Genomic DNA, 15308 nt, shown 5'->3' on the forward strand with positions numbered 1-15308 from the left:
ATGACAGGAGGAAGGATAGTGACACTATGGTGACTTTCCGAAGGATAGACATGAGACAACGATTTTCATTGTTAGGGATCGTAGGGGCGATCGCGGCTTTCAACACGATTCTGATATCACCTGCTCGTGCTCAAATCAGGCAGATTACCCGCATCAACGTCATACCCAGTGACCACAACCTCGTCATTCATCTAGAGGCGACCAATGCAGACCAGGCGACAATCCTGCAAACCTATGTTGGGAACAAAGCGACTTTGGATTTGCTTGTTACACAGTTAAGCGAAGGGCTTGATGCCTTTCAATCTGACCCCATCCACGGCATCAGACTGATTTCCATTGAGCCACTTGACACGAACAGCGTACGCATTCGGATTGTCGGTAGTGCTGGTGAGCCAACCGTAGAGATCAGCCAAGAGGAGACTAGGATTGTCCTGACGGTCACACCGGAAAGATCAGTCAGCTGTCGATATTGTCCACGTCCCGATTATCCCGAGTCAGCTCTAGACAATCGCATCGAAGGAACTGTTCTTCTAAGGGTCGAGTTTGATGCCGAGGGTTACGTGACGGGGGCCTCTATCAATCAATCCAGCGGCAATGCCATGCTTGATCAAGCAGCATTAGAGGCCGTCTCAAGCTATGAATTTGATCTACATCAGAACTTCAACGACCAAGGCGGTAGCGTCCTACTCGATATTGTGTTTGTGATTCAATGAAGATCAATCCCAGGGCCGTTTTGACCACTGCACAAGAGATTTAGATCGTTGTTCAGCATTTTGCACTAGGCAGCGGGTAATGCTCTTAAAATCAAACAAACTGGAGAAAGTCATAAAGGCTTTTGGAGGTGGTTACTACTATGACAATGCTTGAAACTGCCATTGCTAAATTACAGCAACTGCCTAATTTTCAGCTTCAAAAAGTCAGCAATTTTATTGACCTTTTGATGTATCGACAGCAACACAGCACCATCGGTGATGAGAATGAAGGTGAACGTGCTAAAGCGTGGGCAAACTGGTTTGAATCTGTTGACCATCTAGAAGTGACTTCAATAAACTCAGTTGGCAACTATCAACAGCATCTGTTGTCTAAGTATCGACAGCAGGGGTTAGAGCTTTGATTCTTTGTGATGCAGGAGTCCTACTGTGTCTAGTTGATCGCACTCAGCCTAAACACGAAGCTTACCGAAATACCTTGATGCAGCTTGCTTCACCTCTTCTCACAACTTGGTCCTTTTGACGGAAGCGATGTATCTGGCTCTTCATCGAGGCGGGTGGAAGATGCAAAAACAGCTAGGAAAACTGCTTTTGGACGAGCTGTTGACAGTTTACGAAATCCAAGAGAGGGATTACGTCCGTTTATTGGAATTGATGGAGAAATATCAAGATCGCCCAATGGACTTGGCTGATGCATCATTGGTTCTTGTGGCTGAGAATACAGGTTCTCGACGAATCCTTACTCTCGATTCAGACTTCCTGTTCTACCGCATCAGAAATCAGGAGACTTTTGATATTGTTCAAGTCTAGTCATGAAGATGCTTTAGGTATCTTGTTCTAACAGAACTGGCAATGGCTATACCCGGAATGCTGTGCTCTGACAAGTCGTTGGGCAGCGATCGCACCCTTGACCCCAAGCTGTTAGCGAAAATACTCGTCCATCAGTCCGAACGATTTTGTAAGGGGTGATCGGCTGCTACTTCATGTTTTTTCTACACACAAAGAATTCGCCCTACCAGCCCTGGGGGATTTAGGGGGCGAATTACGCTATTTGCTGAACCGAGAGAAGAACAACGTATTGACTATCTCGACACGCACAGGGATAACTCACTCACAATTTCAAAATTAGCAGGCTACTTAATAACTCGCGCTATACAATGCCGAATATGAACCCTGGGGACTGTCGGCATTTCTATTTTGTTTGGAGCACACAATTGCGTATAGTGGCGATTGAACCGCATCCACACCTTCGGCCCTATGTGCTGAGTTATAGGCTGGTTGAAGACAAGCTAGGAGAATTTGCAGGCCTACCCGTTTGGACCTGCCCTGAACCCATTGGTATATTAAGCGCAAACTTCGGGAAGCGATCGCACCACGAGTCGGGCGGCATTCACCCTAAGGTTGGTTTGCTAGGGGTGCAAACGCACACTCGTCAATGGCTACCCCAATCAGAGACGTTGTTCGTCATGGCCATACTGACCGTCCCCGGCATGATGATTTTGTTTCCAGAGATTGGTCAAGATTCTGCTGATAACCTACTGGATGTTGCCGGTTTGTGGGGTGAGCGAAAGACAGAGGCATTTTGGCGCTGCCTTCCCCACCTAGGGCGACTCGACGCGATGAAAAGCGCTATGGATGAATGGCTCCTAACCCTGCTCAGCGCAGCACCGACTGATGTGAGAAAGCGCCGGTTGCAGCTACACGAGGTATTGACGTCCAACCAGCGCATCGACACAGCATGTGAGCAACTCGGAATAACGCCAAGAACCCTACAGCGTGAATTTCAACGCCATCTTGGTGTAAGCCCAAAACAGGTGATGAATTTGCATCGATTGCAACGAAGTATCAGAGCTAATGTCGAGACTACATCCCAGCTCCCCCCGTCAGAATTTGCCGATCAAGCTCACGAAATCCGCGCATGGCGTCAATATTTGAACCGAACGCCTAGCCGATATTGCACTGAGAACAGATCGGTGCTGGCTCAAGCCTTTGCCGCTTCAGCCAAACGAGTCAGCCTGGATCCGACCCTCTTCTACCTGTAGATGTCGCAAACGTTCAATACAGTCAACGCTGAAAGCTCTACGCTCGTAGCGTTACTTTTGGAAACTGACAGTGAACTCAATATCCATAACTGCGGCGACATACAAATTAGAAGGGATGGAATTCGATCTCTATATCGCACAACCCGAAAGAGTGACGCAGGCACTTCCAGCCATTTTCGTCGCTCACGCCTGGGACGGTTTGAATGCCCCCATCGAGAAGATCGCTCGGCAGGTAGCGCAATTAGGCTATGTTGCCGTTGCCGTTGATGTCTACGGCCAGGGAATGCGAGGCAATCCCATGGGTGACAATTCACGCCTCATGAATCCTCTCCTGGAGGATCGAGGTATTTTGCGTAATCGCTTGCGGGCGGGCTATGCAGCCATTGGAGAAATAGAAACAGTAGATGCAACTCGAATGGGTGCGATCGGGTACTGTTTTGGTGGTTCGTGTGTGCTCGATTTGGCAAGGTCAGTGCCAAAACACCTGAAGGGTGTTGTTAGTTTTCATGGCGGTCTCACTGGCGGCGAACTGAAGGATACAAAGCCAATAGAGGCCAGTATTCTCATCGAACATGGCTGGGATGATCCTTTAGTTCCGCCAGATGATTACTTAGCATTTGCCCGTGAGATGGATGAGCGTCAGGCTGATTGGCAGGCACACATTCATGGTGGCGCAGTCCACGCCTTTACCTTTGAAGGCGCAAATATGCCAGAAAAGGGCCTTCAGTATCACGAAGCAGCAGCTCGACGAGCATGGCAATCCATGCGTAATTTTTTTGCTGACGTTTTCTAGTTGAAAGACTGCTGCATTCCTGCCTTGGGCTACAGTTGGGCAGCGCGTAAACCTGAACCCAAGCTGTTAGCGAAAATACTCGTCCATCAGTCCGAACGATTTTGCAAGGGGTGATCGGCGGCTACTTCTAGCCTTTGAGTACACGCTTAAATAGCACCCGCAACTCACAATCACCACCTCCTATAATTTGCCTGTCTTGACTCAATCTGATAAGTCGCCAGACCCGAAAAACTGGCCGCAAATTTTGTAAAGGTTCTGGGTTTAGGATATTGCGCTTCTGTGGAGACTTTGGCCAATGACTGAAAAATTGGTGGCGGTAGCGATCGCAAACGATGGCAATATTGCTCCTCATGCAGGCAGAGCACTGCAATGGAGGGTTTATGTGGTTGCTGATGAAATCAATGCAAGCTTAACGTGGACACTGAATTTAACGGATATCGGTTGCCTCCACGAATGGCATGTCCGAGGAGACGGTGAACGCCACCCCCTACATTTTGTGGATGTGGCCATCGCGGCTTCTGCAGGTGAAGGGGTTCGGCGAAGGCTACAACAGCGCAATACAGAACTGCTAACAACCATTGAGGCAAATCCAGATCAGGCTGTTGAAGCCTATTGGAAAGGAGATTTAGCCGCAGGTTTGCCGCATGAAAACCAGCCCTGCCTCCATACCTAAACGAGAAACAGTCTGGAAGATTAGGAATAAATGAATTTCAAGTTCTCAGTTTTGAGTTTTGAATGATTGAGTTATCAGCGAATCCAAAGCTCAAAGTTGATACTTAAATAAGTTCCCGCTCCTTAGGCAAGTCCGGACATCTGAGAAATCAATACTGATGGGTATGATGACTGGCCGTAAGCTAACGATGCTTTTGAGGGCAATTGCCTGAGGTAAACATGTGATGCAGGGACAAGATTGGATGGCGAGCGACGATGGACAGGTTCGAGCCTGTACCCCTCCTCGTGACTGGACTCTACTGGAAACGCCTTACCACTTTCATCGTTTTCTGACACAGGTAGAGGATGTTCTCAAAGAAACAGCCCATGAGGATGACTGCCTGTCCGCCATTCGACATCTGGTCCGCAAATTGGCCCTGAACTCTTATTGGTTACAGATGCAGCACCCTGAACTCAGCACCTTAGACGATATTGCCGTTCAAACGCTTTATGACGAAATTGGGTATCCCTTGACGGTGCAAACCAATACCTATCCCCCTGGAGTTGCCTCCCCTGTTCATAATCATGGCACTTGGGGAGTGGTCACTCTGCTGAAGGGACAGGAGAAAAATACCTTCTGGCAACACACACCCACGCCAGAATTCAAAGATAAAGTGATGCCTGTGGAGGAAAAAGTTTTGCGCCCTGGGGATGTTATTAGCTTTTCCCCTGGTGCAATTCATTGCGTCAAGGCCGTTGGGGATACGCCTTTGGTCACGTTTAATATCTACGGTGAAACCCATAGCAAGGCTCGCTTTGAGTTTGATATCAAAACCCATCAAGCCAAAAACTTTTAGCGCATGAGTACGCCGCAACGGAGATCGCCCCCACAGGACATTGATGATTATTCAGGGCTTCTCTGAATGCTGAAAGTCCAATGAGGTGGGCGATCGCGATCGCGCAGACCCCAAAACCAGCTCACACCGTCGCAGCGAAAGCGCATTGTCCACTCAGATGACGATTTATTCGATTTAATAGAGGCATCCATTTCCTGTCTGCTCCAATATGGCAACGTCTAAAGCTCGCACCCTCGAAGACGCTTATCGCGTCTGCGACGTTAAACCCCTAGAAGCGTCCCAGCTCGACTATTATGTGCCGTTCAAAGCGCGGCAGGACGCTGTTTTGAGCATACACTCGCTGTTACGGCTTCAACGGCCAGGGGACTTTGACAGTTTTCTGTTCACGGGACATGTCGGGTGTGGCAAAACCTCAGAATTGAACCGCATTGCTGACCATTGGCAAGACCAATATCTCGTGGTTCCGCTACAGGTAGACGAGGAAATTGACGCTAGCGATCTGGAATACACCGATTTATATCTTGTGATTATCAAGCAGGTCGAGTTTGCCCTCAGGCAGGCAGGCATACGGTTTGACAATGACTTACTGGCTAGCTTTGAGGACTGGTTCAAAGACATTACCCAAGAAACTGAACAAACCGTCGAGCGCTCAGTCAACGTGAATGCTGAAGCCTCGCTCGGGCCAGAAGCGCCCTTTCTGGCAAAATTTTTGGTCAAGTTGATGGCGCAAATTAAGGCGGGCACGAAAGACAAAGTCACCATTCGTCAAACGCTAGCCCGAGAAGTGTCTCGGCTGAGAACGGATATTAATCTGCTGCTCGAAGATGGTGCCCAGAAGCTGTGTAAACAGTTTCCGGAGAAGAAGGGATTTTTGCTGATTTTGGACGGCTTGGATAAATGCCCGCCCGATGTAGCCACTCGCTTATTTATTGACTACGCCGCTCAGATCAAAGAACTGTGCTGCACCATTATCTATACGGTTCCCATTGCCATCTTGTACTCGCGGCGTAAGTTGGGCAGCATTTTCGAAAATCCTCACATTATGCCGATGATCACCGTTTATCAGTTCAACCGAGAGGCGACTGAACTAGCCTACGACGAAGATGGCCTGAACCAAATGGCGAATTTAATCGAAAACCGGGTTGAGATTGATGCGGTGTTCGCAGAGCGAGACCTGCTGCTGACGCTGGCCCAGATGAGTGGCGGTCACCTGCGCCAGATGATGCGTATCACTCGACAGGCTCTGTTGACCGCCATTGGTCGAGGGCATACTCGCCTGGAAGCCGCTGATGTCACCCATGCGATCAATCAAGAACGCAGCAGCTTCGAGCGGACAGTTTCTGCGTATCCTAACCCCTACCAAGAGTTGGCCCATGTTGCCGTCAAAAAAGAACTCTCAGATAAAGATATTGGGCGTGATCTGCTCTTTAGCACCGCTATCTTAGAATACGAGGGGAGTGGTAGTCGATGGCTCTATCCCAATCCCGTCATTCTGGACAGTGAACCCTTCCAACGCGCCCTCACCGAATATGCCTCATCCTCCGACACCTCCGAGCCAGTCTAACGAGAACTCGGTCGAGTTTTTGGGGTTGAATCTGGATGCTTTCCGAGAACTGGTTACCTTTGCCAGAGTCGCTGAGGGATTTACGCTGGCGATCGCAGAGCTAAACTTTGAGGCTGATGGAGACTTGATTATCCAGGCTCTTGAGACGCATAAGATGGCTCAAAGCATCCAGTTTATGGAGATGGATTTTAGCGAGGCAGCATCTTTCTCATTGCTCAACGAGGTGAACGCCAGATTGGCAGACACTCCGATGCAGCCAGAGCGCAAGCGGGTATTGCTGATCCGGGGACTGTCGACTGCGATCGGGGTGAAGGGCAACTATTCACAATTTTTGGCAGACCTCAATTACAGTCGAGATTTGCTGGCCGCCCAAGTGCCCCATCCGATAGTTTTGTTTTTGCCCGATTATGGGGTCACCCGCCTCGCTCACTATGCTAAAGATTTCTGGACCTGGAAATCGGGGCTCTTTCGATTTCGCACTACGCGCCAGCGGATAGAAACCAGCCAAACTCAGATGGGACAGGCAAGTCGTGACCTGCCGACTGACAGCTTACCGGCCAAACAGGCCCGCATTGAACAGCTAGAACAACTGCTAAGTGAATCTATTCAGACTGGGAACCCACCCACCCACCCACAACCCCTTTGCATCGCCCTAGCGCTAGAGCTGGGAGACGCTTACCGCAGTCTCTCTGAGCTAGACCAGGCCCGGCGACACTACCACAGCGCCTGGGAGTGGGCTAAGACCGACGCCGATTTAGAGCATCAGGCCAATGCGCTTTTTGGTTTGGGGCAGGTTCATCGTCTACGAGACAATCACAGTAAGGCCTCCGTTCGATTTGACCAAGCCCTACACCTCTACCAAGCCGCCGGGGATCGACTCGGCGAAGCCAACACGCTCATAGCCAAAGGCGATGTCCTCCAATTCCTTGACCGTCGCTCTGAGGCCCTCCAGCACTATGACCAAGCCCTCGAACTCTACCAAGCCACCGGAGCTCGACTCGGCGAAGCCAACACGCTAAAAGCCAAAGGCGATGTCCTCCAATTCCTTGACCGTCGCTCTGAGGCCCTCCAGCACTATGACCAAGCCCTCGAACTCTACCAAGCCACCGGGGCTCGACTCGGCGAAGCCAACGTCATTCAAGAACTGGGCAAAATGCAGGACAATCTAGAAGAATCGTTACGGCTTTTGCAACAAGCCCAGTCGCTTTATGAGGCTATTGGCGATCGCTACAGTCAGTGCCGTAATTTGCTGAAATTTGTCTCTCCAGCTCACCTTCGACTGGGTCAGCAGCAGGATGCTTTAAAGGCTTTGCAATGCGCTGCCGAACTGGCTCGGGACACTGAGTTTGAATTTTTCTATGAGGCTGCCTTGCAAGAGATTAGGGAGCTTGAGAGCCATAAGGAAACAGCATCAATGCTTGTGTCCAAATTCATTACCTGGATACTGCTTGGTGTTGCGATCGCCCTTCTTTTTGGGTGGCTGATACGATGAGCTTCCCACGATCGCTTACCACAGCGATAGACTCAGATCTATAGAACAATGGGTAGGTGACAATTATGGCTCATCTCAAAGCGCGGCGGCCTCAGAACGTGGACGGCGACATTTATGTCGACAGTTCCTGTATTGACTGCGATACCTGTCGCTGGATGGTGCCCGACGTATTTTCCCGTGAAGACGGACAGTCTATTGTGTGGCAGCAGCCGGAGACGGAGGCGGAGCGGTTGGCAGCATTGCAGGCGGTGCTGTCCTGCCCAACGGCTTCCATTGGCACCGTTGAACCGCCTCGCGATATGAAGGTGGCGCAGGCCAGTTTCCCCATTCCCATCACAGACAAGGTCTATCACTGCGGCTACCATTCCGAAAAGTCCTTCGGCGCGGCAAGCTACTTCATCCAGCGGCCTGAGGGCAACATTTTGATCGATTCTCCTCGATTTGCGGCTCCTTTGGTGAAGCAGCTAGACGCGCTAGGCGGCGTTCGCTACCTGTATTTGACTCACCGAGACGATGTTGCCGACCATCAGCAGTTTCACGATCGCTTCGGCTGCGATCGCCTCCTCCACGAAGACGACATTACAGCTAGCACCGCCGCTATTGAAATTCCGCTCCGGGGCACTGACCCGATTCAGTTGGCTCCAGACGTAAAAATCATTCCGGTGCCGGGACATACGAAGGGACACACCGTGCTGCTCTATCGTGATCGTGTTCTCTTCACAGGAGATCACCTTGCCTGGTCAGAGCGACTGCACCAACTCTACGCCTTTCGCAACCACTGCTGGTATTCTTGGCCGCAGCTCGTTCAGTCCATGAAGAAACTGGCGGAATATGATTTTGAATGGGTGCTGCCGGGTCACGGTCGTCGCCACCATGCGGATCAGGAGAGGATGCGGGAACAGATGCGGAAGTGTTTGGATTGGATGAAGGCGTAAATCGGTCCAGGAGTAGACACTAAGTCCGTGCGGCAACAAACAGGTCACGGTCCTATCGGCTAATAGCGAGAGACCGTAGGCTCTGGGGAAATCGGGGAGGGTGATCGCGTCTGCCCCATAACTTGTTCAATTGTCTCTAGGGCCAGATCAATGTCCGCCTGATTCACCATCAGGTTAGTGACTGCGCGGAGCGTGTTTGCGGCGGTGGGTAGCACGCCAACGCCCTGCTCAGCAAGCTGTTGAGCGAAAGTTGTTGCGGGCACTGTGTTGGGGGTGTGGAAGTAAACGAGGTTGGTCTGGACGTCCGCTAGGTTGATGGAGATACCGTCAATGTGCTGGAGGCCGTGGGCGAGGCGTTGGGCGTTGGCGTGGTCGTCGGCGAGGCGATCGCGGTGGTGGTTCACGGCATAAAGCGCTCCAGCGGCAATAATACCCGCTTGTCTCATGCCGCCGCCAAACATTTTGCGAAACCGTCGCGCTCGCTGCACCAGTTCCTGAGAAGCAACGAGAGCAGAGCCCACTGGCGCACCCAGTCCTTTGGAAAAGCAGACGCTAACGGTGTCGAAGGGAGCCGCGTATTCTGCTGGCGAGAGGCCCGTAGCAACGCAGGCATTCCAGAACCGAGCACCGTCGAGATGCAGTCGCAGGTCGTTATCTCGACAAACCGCTGCAATTTCCTGAATGGTCTGAAGCGGAAAAATGCTGCCGCCGCCCCGGTTATGCGTATTCTCCAGGCAGACCAATGTTGTGCGGGGATAGTGGTCATTGAATGGCCGCAGTTCTGCTTGCAGGTCAGCTGCCGTGAAAATGCCGCGCGTTCCCTGAATAAGCCGACACATCACGCCAGATAGGGCAGCGGGTGCGCCCCCCTCATAAAAATAAATGTGGGCCTGGCTTTCTAGGATGATTTCGTCGCCGGGCTCCGTATGCACGCGCAGGGCAACCTGATTCGTCATCGTGCCCGAGGGCATGTAGACAGCGGCTTCTTTACCCAGCAGCGCGGCGACGGTTGCTTCCAGTTCATTAACAGTGGGGTCATCGCCTAACACATCGTCACCAACAGGGGCCTGGGCGATCGCCTGGCGCATCTCTGGCGTGGGTTGAGTCACCGTATCACTGCGAAGATCAATCATAGTGAGAGAAGATAATTTAGGGTCGAAACGGTTGCTCTATGAGCAATTTGGCAATCAAGACTATTGGGTCGTTAACGTGGCAGCAAAACGATTGTTTGCCTTCTCCATCGCCGACGGACGCAGCGGTCAAATCCAAACATCAGAAGTCCTGCCAGGATTGAAATTGTCCTTTGTGGAGGAAGCATTGGAGCGATCGCAAACGGAGGACGACGTTGCTCTTATACGCTGGCTGATGGAGACACTGAAACCATAGAGGTCAAAGCATAGGGAGCTGGCCAAGAGTCAGACGCTTTTACACTCTGACTCCTGAACTCCCGCCCGCCAAAAATTCTCAGGCTAACCTGACGCTCAATTACTCCTTTGAGTCGAAGGGCACTTCTTCCGCATGGCCCCAAAAAGCTTCAAGGCCATAGTATTCACGGGCATCGGGCAGAAAGATGTGAACAATAACTTCACCATAGTCCTGTAGCACCCAACTCCCTTCTATTTGACCTTCTGTCCGCAGCGGATCGCGATTGAATGCCTCAGAAGCAATATCGGTCACGTTACGAGCGATCGCCCGGACTTGAGCTGAAGAGAAACCCGTCACAATGACGAAATAGTCTGCAATGTAGGAAACGTCAGAGACTTTCAAAATCCGAATATCGCCTCCTTTACGCTCATCAGCGGCTTGAGCGATCGCAAGGGCGAGGTCCAGCGCAATATCTTCGGATGTGTGGAGGGTTGTTGGCTCAGAAGGAGACTGTAGGTGGGTGACGGAGTTTTGGTAATTTGACATGTGAAGGCGAATGTCCTCAATTCAACAGGGTTTCTGCGAAGGGAAAATTCCCTAGGGTTAGCCTAAGCAGCCGAGTCAACAGAATGCTGGCAATGGCGAGCATTCAAAAACCCGTTATGGGTCAGGATAGTGCGGGGATGGATGGGACGTCTATTTTCCAGAAGATGTTGTAAGGAAAAAACACAGGTCTCATAAACGGCTCCCTGCAAGTTGCGATAACTCTGGTCTCTTAAGCGCTGTAGCTTCAACGTGTCTCCCCGACCTGGCTCTAGCGCATCAGCCAAATACACGACGCAGCTGATAGCGTCCATGTCTGGACTACCAAGCGTGTGATTCGAGATCGCCTTTAACACCCGTTCGTCTGAGACGCCAAAGGTGTCTCTGGCAACAACGGCACCAACGGGGGCATGGAGCAGGTGCGGGCAAGCAACTTCAGCTGGATCTAGCGTCCATCCTTCCGCCTCGGCAACAGCCAAAAGCTGTTTGGGCGGAAAACACTTCGCCAGGTCATGCATGAGTCCTGCCTGCTGCACGAGAGCAACAGACAAACCATGATGCTGTGCTAGGGCGATCGCCATCTCCTCTACTCTCAAAATGTGACGCAATCGTTTTTCAGGAACCTCCTGCTTCAACCATTGCAAAACATCTTCACGCAGAGTATCGGACATCAACAACGATGTTGTCATAAGCAATTTGCGATAGGGATCACTCTAAACTCTAAATCAGCCAAAATTCTTTTCTCTATTCTACAGGGCTAAAATTTGAGTTTGCATCTACGCCGACGGGGAGAAATTACGCCTAGGCAGTCTGGCAATCGACACAGATTGTCTCCCCAAAAACGTATTTCGATGGGGCGATCGCAAAAAAGCCTTACCGAAACGATGCGTTCTTGAAACCAGCGTGTATGATGATGCTCATTCTTTTGCTTCTCAACACAGGGATTTTGCGTCTTCTGAAGTGTGCCAGGCCTCGCCCGTTACCATAAGTTGCAGACGCATAAAGCGACCCTCAGCGACTGTGTGGTCAAAGCAGACGACTGTGAAGCCTATTTGAGCAAGACCCATGACTTCTTCGATTCAAGGCATTATCATCGCGCTCCTCATTGCCTTTTTGGTGGGCATCTTGGTGTGCTACTCCTTAATGCAAGGCCGCATGAGACGACAGGCAAAAGCGCTCAAAATCAGCCAGCGCCGTCTTGAAGAAATCGAACAATCCCACGAGCTGCGGCTGCGCGAAACAACAACTCAGCTGCGCCAAGAGTATGAAGCCGAGCTAGCTGAAACCATTGAACACTATCAAGATCAGCTTTCACAAAAAGCGATCGAGATGGAGCAAGTGTATGAGACTCGGTTTCGGGTGTTGCAGCAGGGAGAGATATCACCGCCGCCGCCGCCACCTGAACCTCAACGTGTTGTTCATACGGACCCCATTGTCAAGATTTCTCCAACCCCAGTGCCGCGCCGGGGTGAAATTGAACCCTTGCCAGACGATCGCGATCGCGCCTTGACGCATCCGCAAATCTTACATTTCAAAAAGCAGTACGAGGCTCGTCTCAAAGAAGCCGTTCAGAAACTCCAGTCAGCCTATGAGAAACAGCTTGCTGCGCACGCCAAAGCTGTTCGAGAAGACATTAAAAAAGAATATGAGATCCGGCTTTCTGCCAAATCTAAAGCCTATGAGCAGCAGCTAGCCGAAGAGACCGCTAGGCTTGAGGAGGAATATCGGAATCGTCCAGCGCCTGCTTCCCTATCTGACTTGATCACTGAGGAGCCAGACATAACGACTCCGAGTTCAATCATGGGCACGGGTGACGAAACAACAATGACCATGCCTCCCGCAAAGCTGTCAGGAGCTGCATCCGAGGATACAACTGCAAACTACACCCAGGACGAAATGGAAGCTCGGATTCAAGAGGCGATCGCTGGGGTCCGTGAGGAATACGAGCAGCGGCTTTCAGATCAGCTGGACGAGCGGCAAGATCAGTTTCAACGCCAGATGCAAACGATGGAAGCAGACTATCAGCAGCGTATTCAAGATCTGTCTGCCGCCAATCCGGGTGATGAGATGAACCCAACAGCCAATGAAGACGACGATTTTGGCCCCCTCGATTTGAGCGATATTGGTGACCAACGTCGATGACTAACACTCTCCGTCACGCCCAGCCGCCTCTCGATTTTCTGCCACCTGCATTCGATGCCAAAGTGCTGTGGTTAACCAAAACTTTGTTGCCGACATGGATGCATTGGCGGAGTAGCGTGCAACAGCTCAACATCCAGGGCGCGGAAATCCTGGTCGATCTATTCCATCAGTTTCATGCGGGTAAAGCTCGTTTTTTGATTGCCTTTCGGCACCCCAGTCCTAATGATGCTTACTGTTTGATGAACCTGCTGTGGAACGAGTTGCCCAAAACAGCTCATCGGTTAGGACAGCCGTTTTCGCAAGTGCCCCACGTCCACTTTATTTACGATCGCGGCATTCCCCTTTGGGCTGGAAAATGGGTCGGTTGGTTCTATTCACACTTAGGCGGCACGTCTATTCAGCGTGGCAAAGTTGATCGTCAAGGCCTCAAATCGGCCCGCCATTTGTTTGCCAACGGTCAATTTCCCATGGCAGCTGCTCCAGAAGGGGCGAACAATGGTCATACCGGCATTATCAGTCCCTTTGAGCCAGGAATCGCCCAATTCGGCTTTTGGTGCGTGGATGATCTCCGCAAAGCTGACCGCCCTGAGCAGGTTTTCATTGTGCCGTTGGGTATCCAATATCGCTATCGAGATGCTCCGTGGCCCGCTTTAGCAACCCTGATGACAGCGCTAGAGCAGGAAGTCGGCATCACCCCGGAGACAACCACCCATCCAACCTTTCAGGATGACCCCGCCGCGATCGCCCAAGCGCTTTATCCAAGGCTAGTGAGATTGGGCTATCAGCTCTTGGAAATCATGGAGTCTTACTATTCAGATTTCTTCCAAATTGCGTTTGACCCGCCTGACGCCCAGCCCGATGCTCAACCAACCGAACTTGGCTTTCGGTTGAATCGCTTACTCAATGCAGCCTTACAAGCCGCTGAATCGTTTTTCCACATTCAACCCAAAGGGTCTGTCATTGATCGCTGCCGCAAAATTGAACAGGCTGGGTGGGACTGGATCTATCGAGAAGATCTGAGAACGAACCATCAGCTTTCCACAGTCGAACGGGGCCTTGCCGATCGCATTGCTGAAGAAGCCGAACTAAGAATGTGGCACATGCGCTTAGTCGAGAACTTTGTCGCTGTCACCGGCAACTACGTCAGCGAAAAACCAACCGTCGAACGCTTCGCTGAAACGCTTTTGCTGCTCAGAGACACCATTGTTCTCATCAAAGGCGAGAATCCTTTTCCTCGGCCTGCTTTAGGCGATCAAATTGCTTGTCTATCCGTTGGAGAAGCCCTTTCAGTGAGCGATCGCTGGCCCGCCTACAAAGCCAATCGTCGCCAAGCTATTTCAGACCTGACCGCCGATTTACAGTCATCCGTACAGGCCCTCATCGACTCAACCCCCTCTTCCCAACCCAACACTCCGTAGGGTGCATTCGCGCCAGCAATAATCCCCATCCAAACAATTCTTCTCCAAGAGTCCTCCCTTCAAGCCATGATGGACTGTAAAGAAACTTTTCAAATTGGCTTGAATTATGACAAAGCAGTTTTTCAAAGGCTACCTCACGGCATTGGTCAACCCGACCCTGATGTCCATGGCCCTAAGAGTCGCCCTAGTCGTCGGCAGTATTTTATTTACCATCAATCATGCTGCCGCTCTGGTGCAAGGCCAAATGACTCAGGGGCGCTGGATCTCGGCAGTGTTAACCTACTGTGTCCCCTATGCAGTGAGTATTCATGGGCAATACGTCTCTCAGCAGCGACGGGCTGCCACAAAAGTCACCCAGATGCCACTAACCGTGTCAGACAAAGAATTGATACAAAACGGACATCGATAACGTATTCGACCTTTGGTTCAGTCATTTTCGGGCAACATTGAAATCGGTCGTGAAGACTAGCCGAGCGCATCGCTCTGTTGACTACTAATTTCAGAGAGTTGTCCCGTGAGTTTACTGAGCAATAGGTTGAGTGAATGGGCGATCGCACCGACGATGGTCACCCTTCTGGCAAGTGTCTGTATGCCCGCTTGGGCCGACGGCATCACCCCCGCAGCAGACGGTACAGGCACTCAGGTCACTCCCAATGGCAGCGACTACGCCATCACCGGCGGCACGTCCTCGGCTGATGCGCAAAACCTCTTCCACAGCTTCGAAGCCTTCAATCTGCTCACCGGCGAAAGCGCGACCTTCATCACCGACCCCTCAGTCCTCAACATCCTCAGTCGA

19 protein-coding genes are annotated in these 15308 nt (G+C 51.3%); 15 read left to right on the forward strand and 4 right to left on the reverse strand.

Annotated features, from left to right (window positions below; genetic code table 11):
• Positions 1 to 50: 50 nt before the first annotated feature.
• The 7 genes from PN498_RS20140 (at position 51) to PN498_RS20170 (ending at position 5053) form a co-directional block, all read left to right on the forward strand.
• Positions 51 to 713: a TonB family protein gene (locus tag PN498_RS20140; protein ID WP_272065126.1), complete on the forward strand. Its 663-nt coding sequence runs from the start codon at positions 51 to 53 to the stop codon at positions 711 to 713.
• 140 nt (positions 714 to 853) lie between these two features.
• Positions 854 to 1114 carry a hypothetical protein gene (locus PN498_RS20145; protein ID WP_272065128.1) on the forward strand — a complete coding sequence of 87 codons (261 nt, stop codon included), beginning with the start codon at positions 854 to 856 and terminating at the stop codon, positions 1112 to 1114.
• Positions 1115 to 1274: 160 nt separating this feature from the next.
• Positions 1275 to 1520, forward strand: a complete 246-nt coding sequence (locus PN498_RS20150) for a PIN domain-containing protein (protein WP_272065129.1) — start codon at positions 1275 to 1277, stop codon at positions 1518 to 1520.
• Between the two features lie 413 nt (positions 1521 to 1933).
• Positions 1934 to 2752, forward strand: coding sequence for an AraC family transcriptional regulator (locus PN498_RS20155; RefSeq protein WP_272065131.1), 819 nt, complete (start codon positions 1934 to 1936; stop codon positions 2750 to 2752).
• A gap of 70 nt (positions 2753 to 2822) precedes the next feature.
• Positions 2823 to 3545 carry a dienelactone hydrolase family protein gene (locus tag PN498_RS20160; protein ID WP_272065132.1) on the forward strand — a complete coding sequence of 241 codons (723 nt, stop codon included), beginning with the start codon at positions 2823 to 2825 and terminating at the stop codon, positions 3543 to 3545.
• Positions 3546 to 3840: 295 nt separating this feature from the next.
• On the forward strand, positions 3841 to 4218 hold the full coding sequence (locus PN498_RS20165) for a NifB/NifX family molybdenum-iron cluster-binding protein (protein WP_272065134.1): 378 nt from the start codon (positions 3841 to 3843) through the stop codon (positions 4216 to 4218).
• A 223-nt stretch (positions 4219 to 4441) separates the two neighbouring features.
• The gene (locus tag PN498_RS20170; RefSeq protein WP_272065136.1) at positions 4442 to 5053 is read left to right on the forward strand and encodes a cupin domain-containing protein; all 612 of its coding nucleotides are present in this window, start codon (positions 4442 to 4444) and stop codon (positions 5051 to 5053) included.
• A 47-nt stretch (positions 5054 to 5100) separates the two neighbouring features.
• Here the strand turns inward: PN498_RS20170 and PN498_RS20175 are convergent, their stop codons facing one another.
• Entirely contained in the window at positions 5101 to 5244 is a 144-nt protein-coding gene (locus PN498_RS20175; protein ID WP_272065138.1) for a hypothetical protein, read from the reverse strand.
• Positions 5245 to 5261: 17 nt separating this feature from the next.
• Here PN498_RS20175 and PN498_RS20180 point away from each other — a divergent pair, with 17 nt between their 5' ends.
• From PN498_RS20180 to PN498_RS20190, 3 genes are all read left to right on the forward strand, one after another.
• The gene (locus PN498_RS20180; RefSeq protein WP_272065139.1) at positions 5262 to 6617 is read left to right on the forward strand and encodes a P-loop NTPase fold protein; all 1356 of its coding nucleotides are present in this window, start codon (positions 5262 to 5264) and stop codon (positions 6615 to 6617) included.
• Positions 6583 to 8109, forward strand: coding sequence for a tetratricopeptide repeat protein (locus PN498_RS20185; protein WP_272065140.1), 1527 nt, complete (start codon positions 6583 to 6585; stop codon positions 8107 to 8109). The genes PN498_RS20180 and PN498_RS20185 overlap by 35 nt, the downstream gene beginning before the upstream one ends.
• Before the next feature lie 65 nt (positions 8110 to 8174).
• On the forward strand, positions 8175 to 9044 hold the full coding sequence (locus tag PN498_RS20190; protein ID WP_272065142.1) for an MBL fold metallo-hydrolase: 870 nt from the start codon (positions 8175 to 8177) through the stop codon (positions 9042 to 9044).
• Positions 9045 to 9103: 59 nt separating this feature from the next.
• Here PN498_RS20190 and PN498_RS20195 read toward each other — a convergent pair whose 3' ends face one another.
• On the reverse strand, positions 9104 to 10177 hold the full coding sequence (locus PN498_RS20195) for a threonine aldolase family protein (protein ID WP_272065143.1): 1074 nt from the start codon (positions 10175 to 10177) through the stop codon (positions 9104 to 9106).
• A gap of 1 nt (position 10178) precedes the next feature.
• Here PN498_RS20195 and PN498_RS20200 point away from each other — a divergent pair, with 1 nt between their 5' ends.
• The gene (locus tag PN498_RS20200) at positions 10179 to 10430 is read left to right on the forward strand and encodes a Uma2 family endonuclease (RefSeq protein ID WP_272065145.1); all 252 of its coding nucleotides are present in this window, start codon (positions 10179 to 10181) and stop codon (positions 10428 to 10430) included.
• 99 nt (positions 10431 to 10529) lie between these two features.
• Here the strand turns inward: PN498_RS20200 and rsfS are convergent, their stop codons facing one another.
• Together rsfS and yqeK are read right to left on the reverse strand one after the other, a co-directional pair.
• The gene (gene rsfS, locus PN498_RS20205) at positions 10530 to 10955 is read right to left on the reverse strand and encodes a ribosome silencing factor (RefSeq protein WP_272065146.1); all 426 of its coding nucleotides are present in this window, start codon (positions 10953 to 10955) and stop codon (positions 10530 to 10532) included.
• A gap of 62 nt (positions 10956 to 11017) precedes the next feature.
• The gene (gene yqeK / locus PN498_RS20210; RefSeq protein WP_272065147.1) at positions 11018 to 11641 is read right to left on the reverse strand and encodes a bis(5'-nucleosyl)-tetraphosphatase (symmetrical) YqeK; all 624 of its coding nucleotides are present in this window, start codon (positions 11639 to 11641) and stop codon (positions 11018 to 11020) included.
• Between the two features lie 376 nt (positions 11642 to 12017).
• Between yqeK and PN498_RS20215 the strand changes: the two genes are divergently transcribed.
• The 4 genes from PN498_RS20215 to PN498_RS20230 all read left to right on the forward strand — a co-directional run.
• Positions 12018 to 13094: a LapA family protein gene (locus tag PN498_RS20215; protein ID WP_272065148.1), complete on the forward strand. Its 1077-nt coding sequence runs from the start codon at positions 12018 to 12020 to the stop codon at positions 13092 to 13094.
• Entirely contained in the window at positions 13091 to 14512 is a 1422-nt protein-coding gene (locus PN498_RS20220; protein WP_272065149.1) for a 1-acyl-sn-glycerol-3-phosphate acyltransferase, read from the forward strand. The genes PN498_RS20215 and PN498_RS20220 overlap by 4 nt, the downstream gene beginning before the upstream one ends.
• Before the next feature lie 106 nt (positions 14513 to 14618).
• Positions 14619 to 14921, forward strand: coding sequence for a nitrate/nitrite transporter NrtS (gene nrtS, locus PN498_RS20225; RefSeq protein ID WP_272065150.1), 303 nt, complete (start codon positions 14619 to 14621; stop codon positions 14919 to 14921).
• Between the two features lie 105 nt (positions 14922 to 15026).
• The coding region (locus tag PN498_RS20230) for a two-partner secretion domain-containing protein (protein WP_272065151.1) at positions 15027 to 15308 on the forward strand (282 nt) is incomplete at its 3' end.

The organism is Oscillatoria sp. CS-180 (assembly GCF_028330965.1).
Taxonomy (GTDB): domain Bacteria; phylum Cyanobacteriota; class Cyanobacteriia; order Phormidesmidales; family Phormidesmidaceae; genus Halomicronema.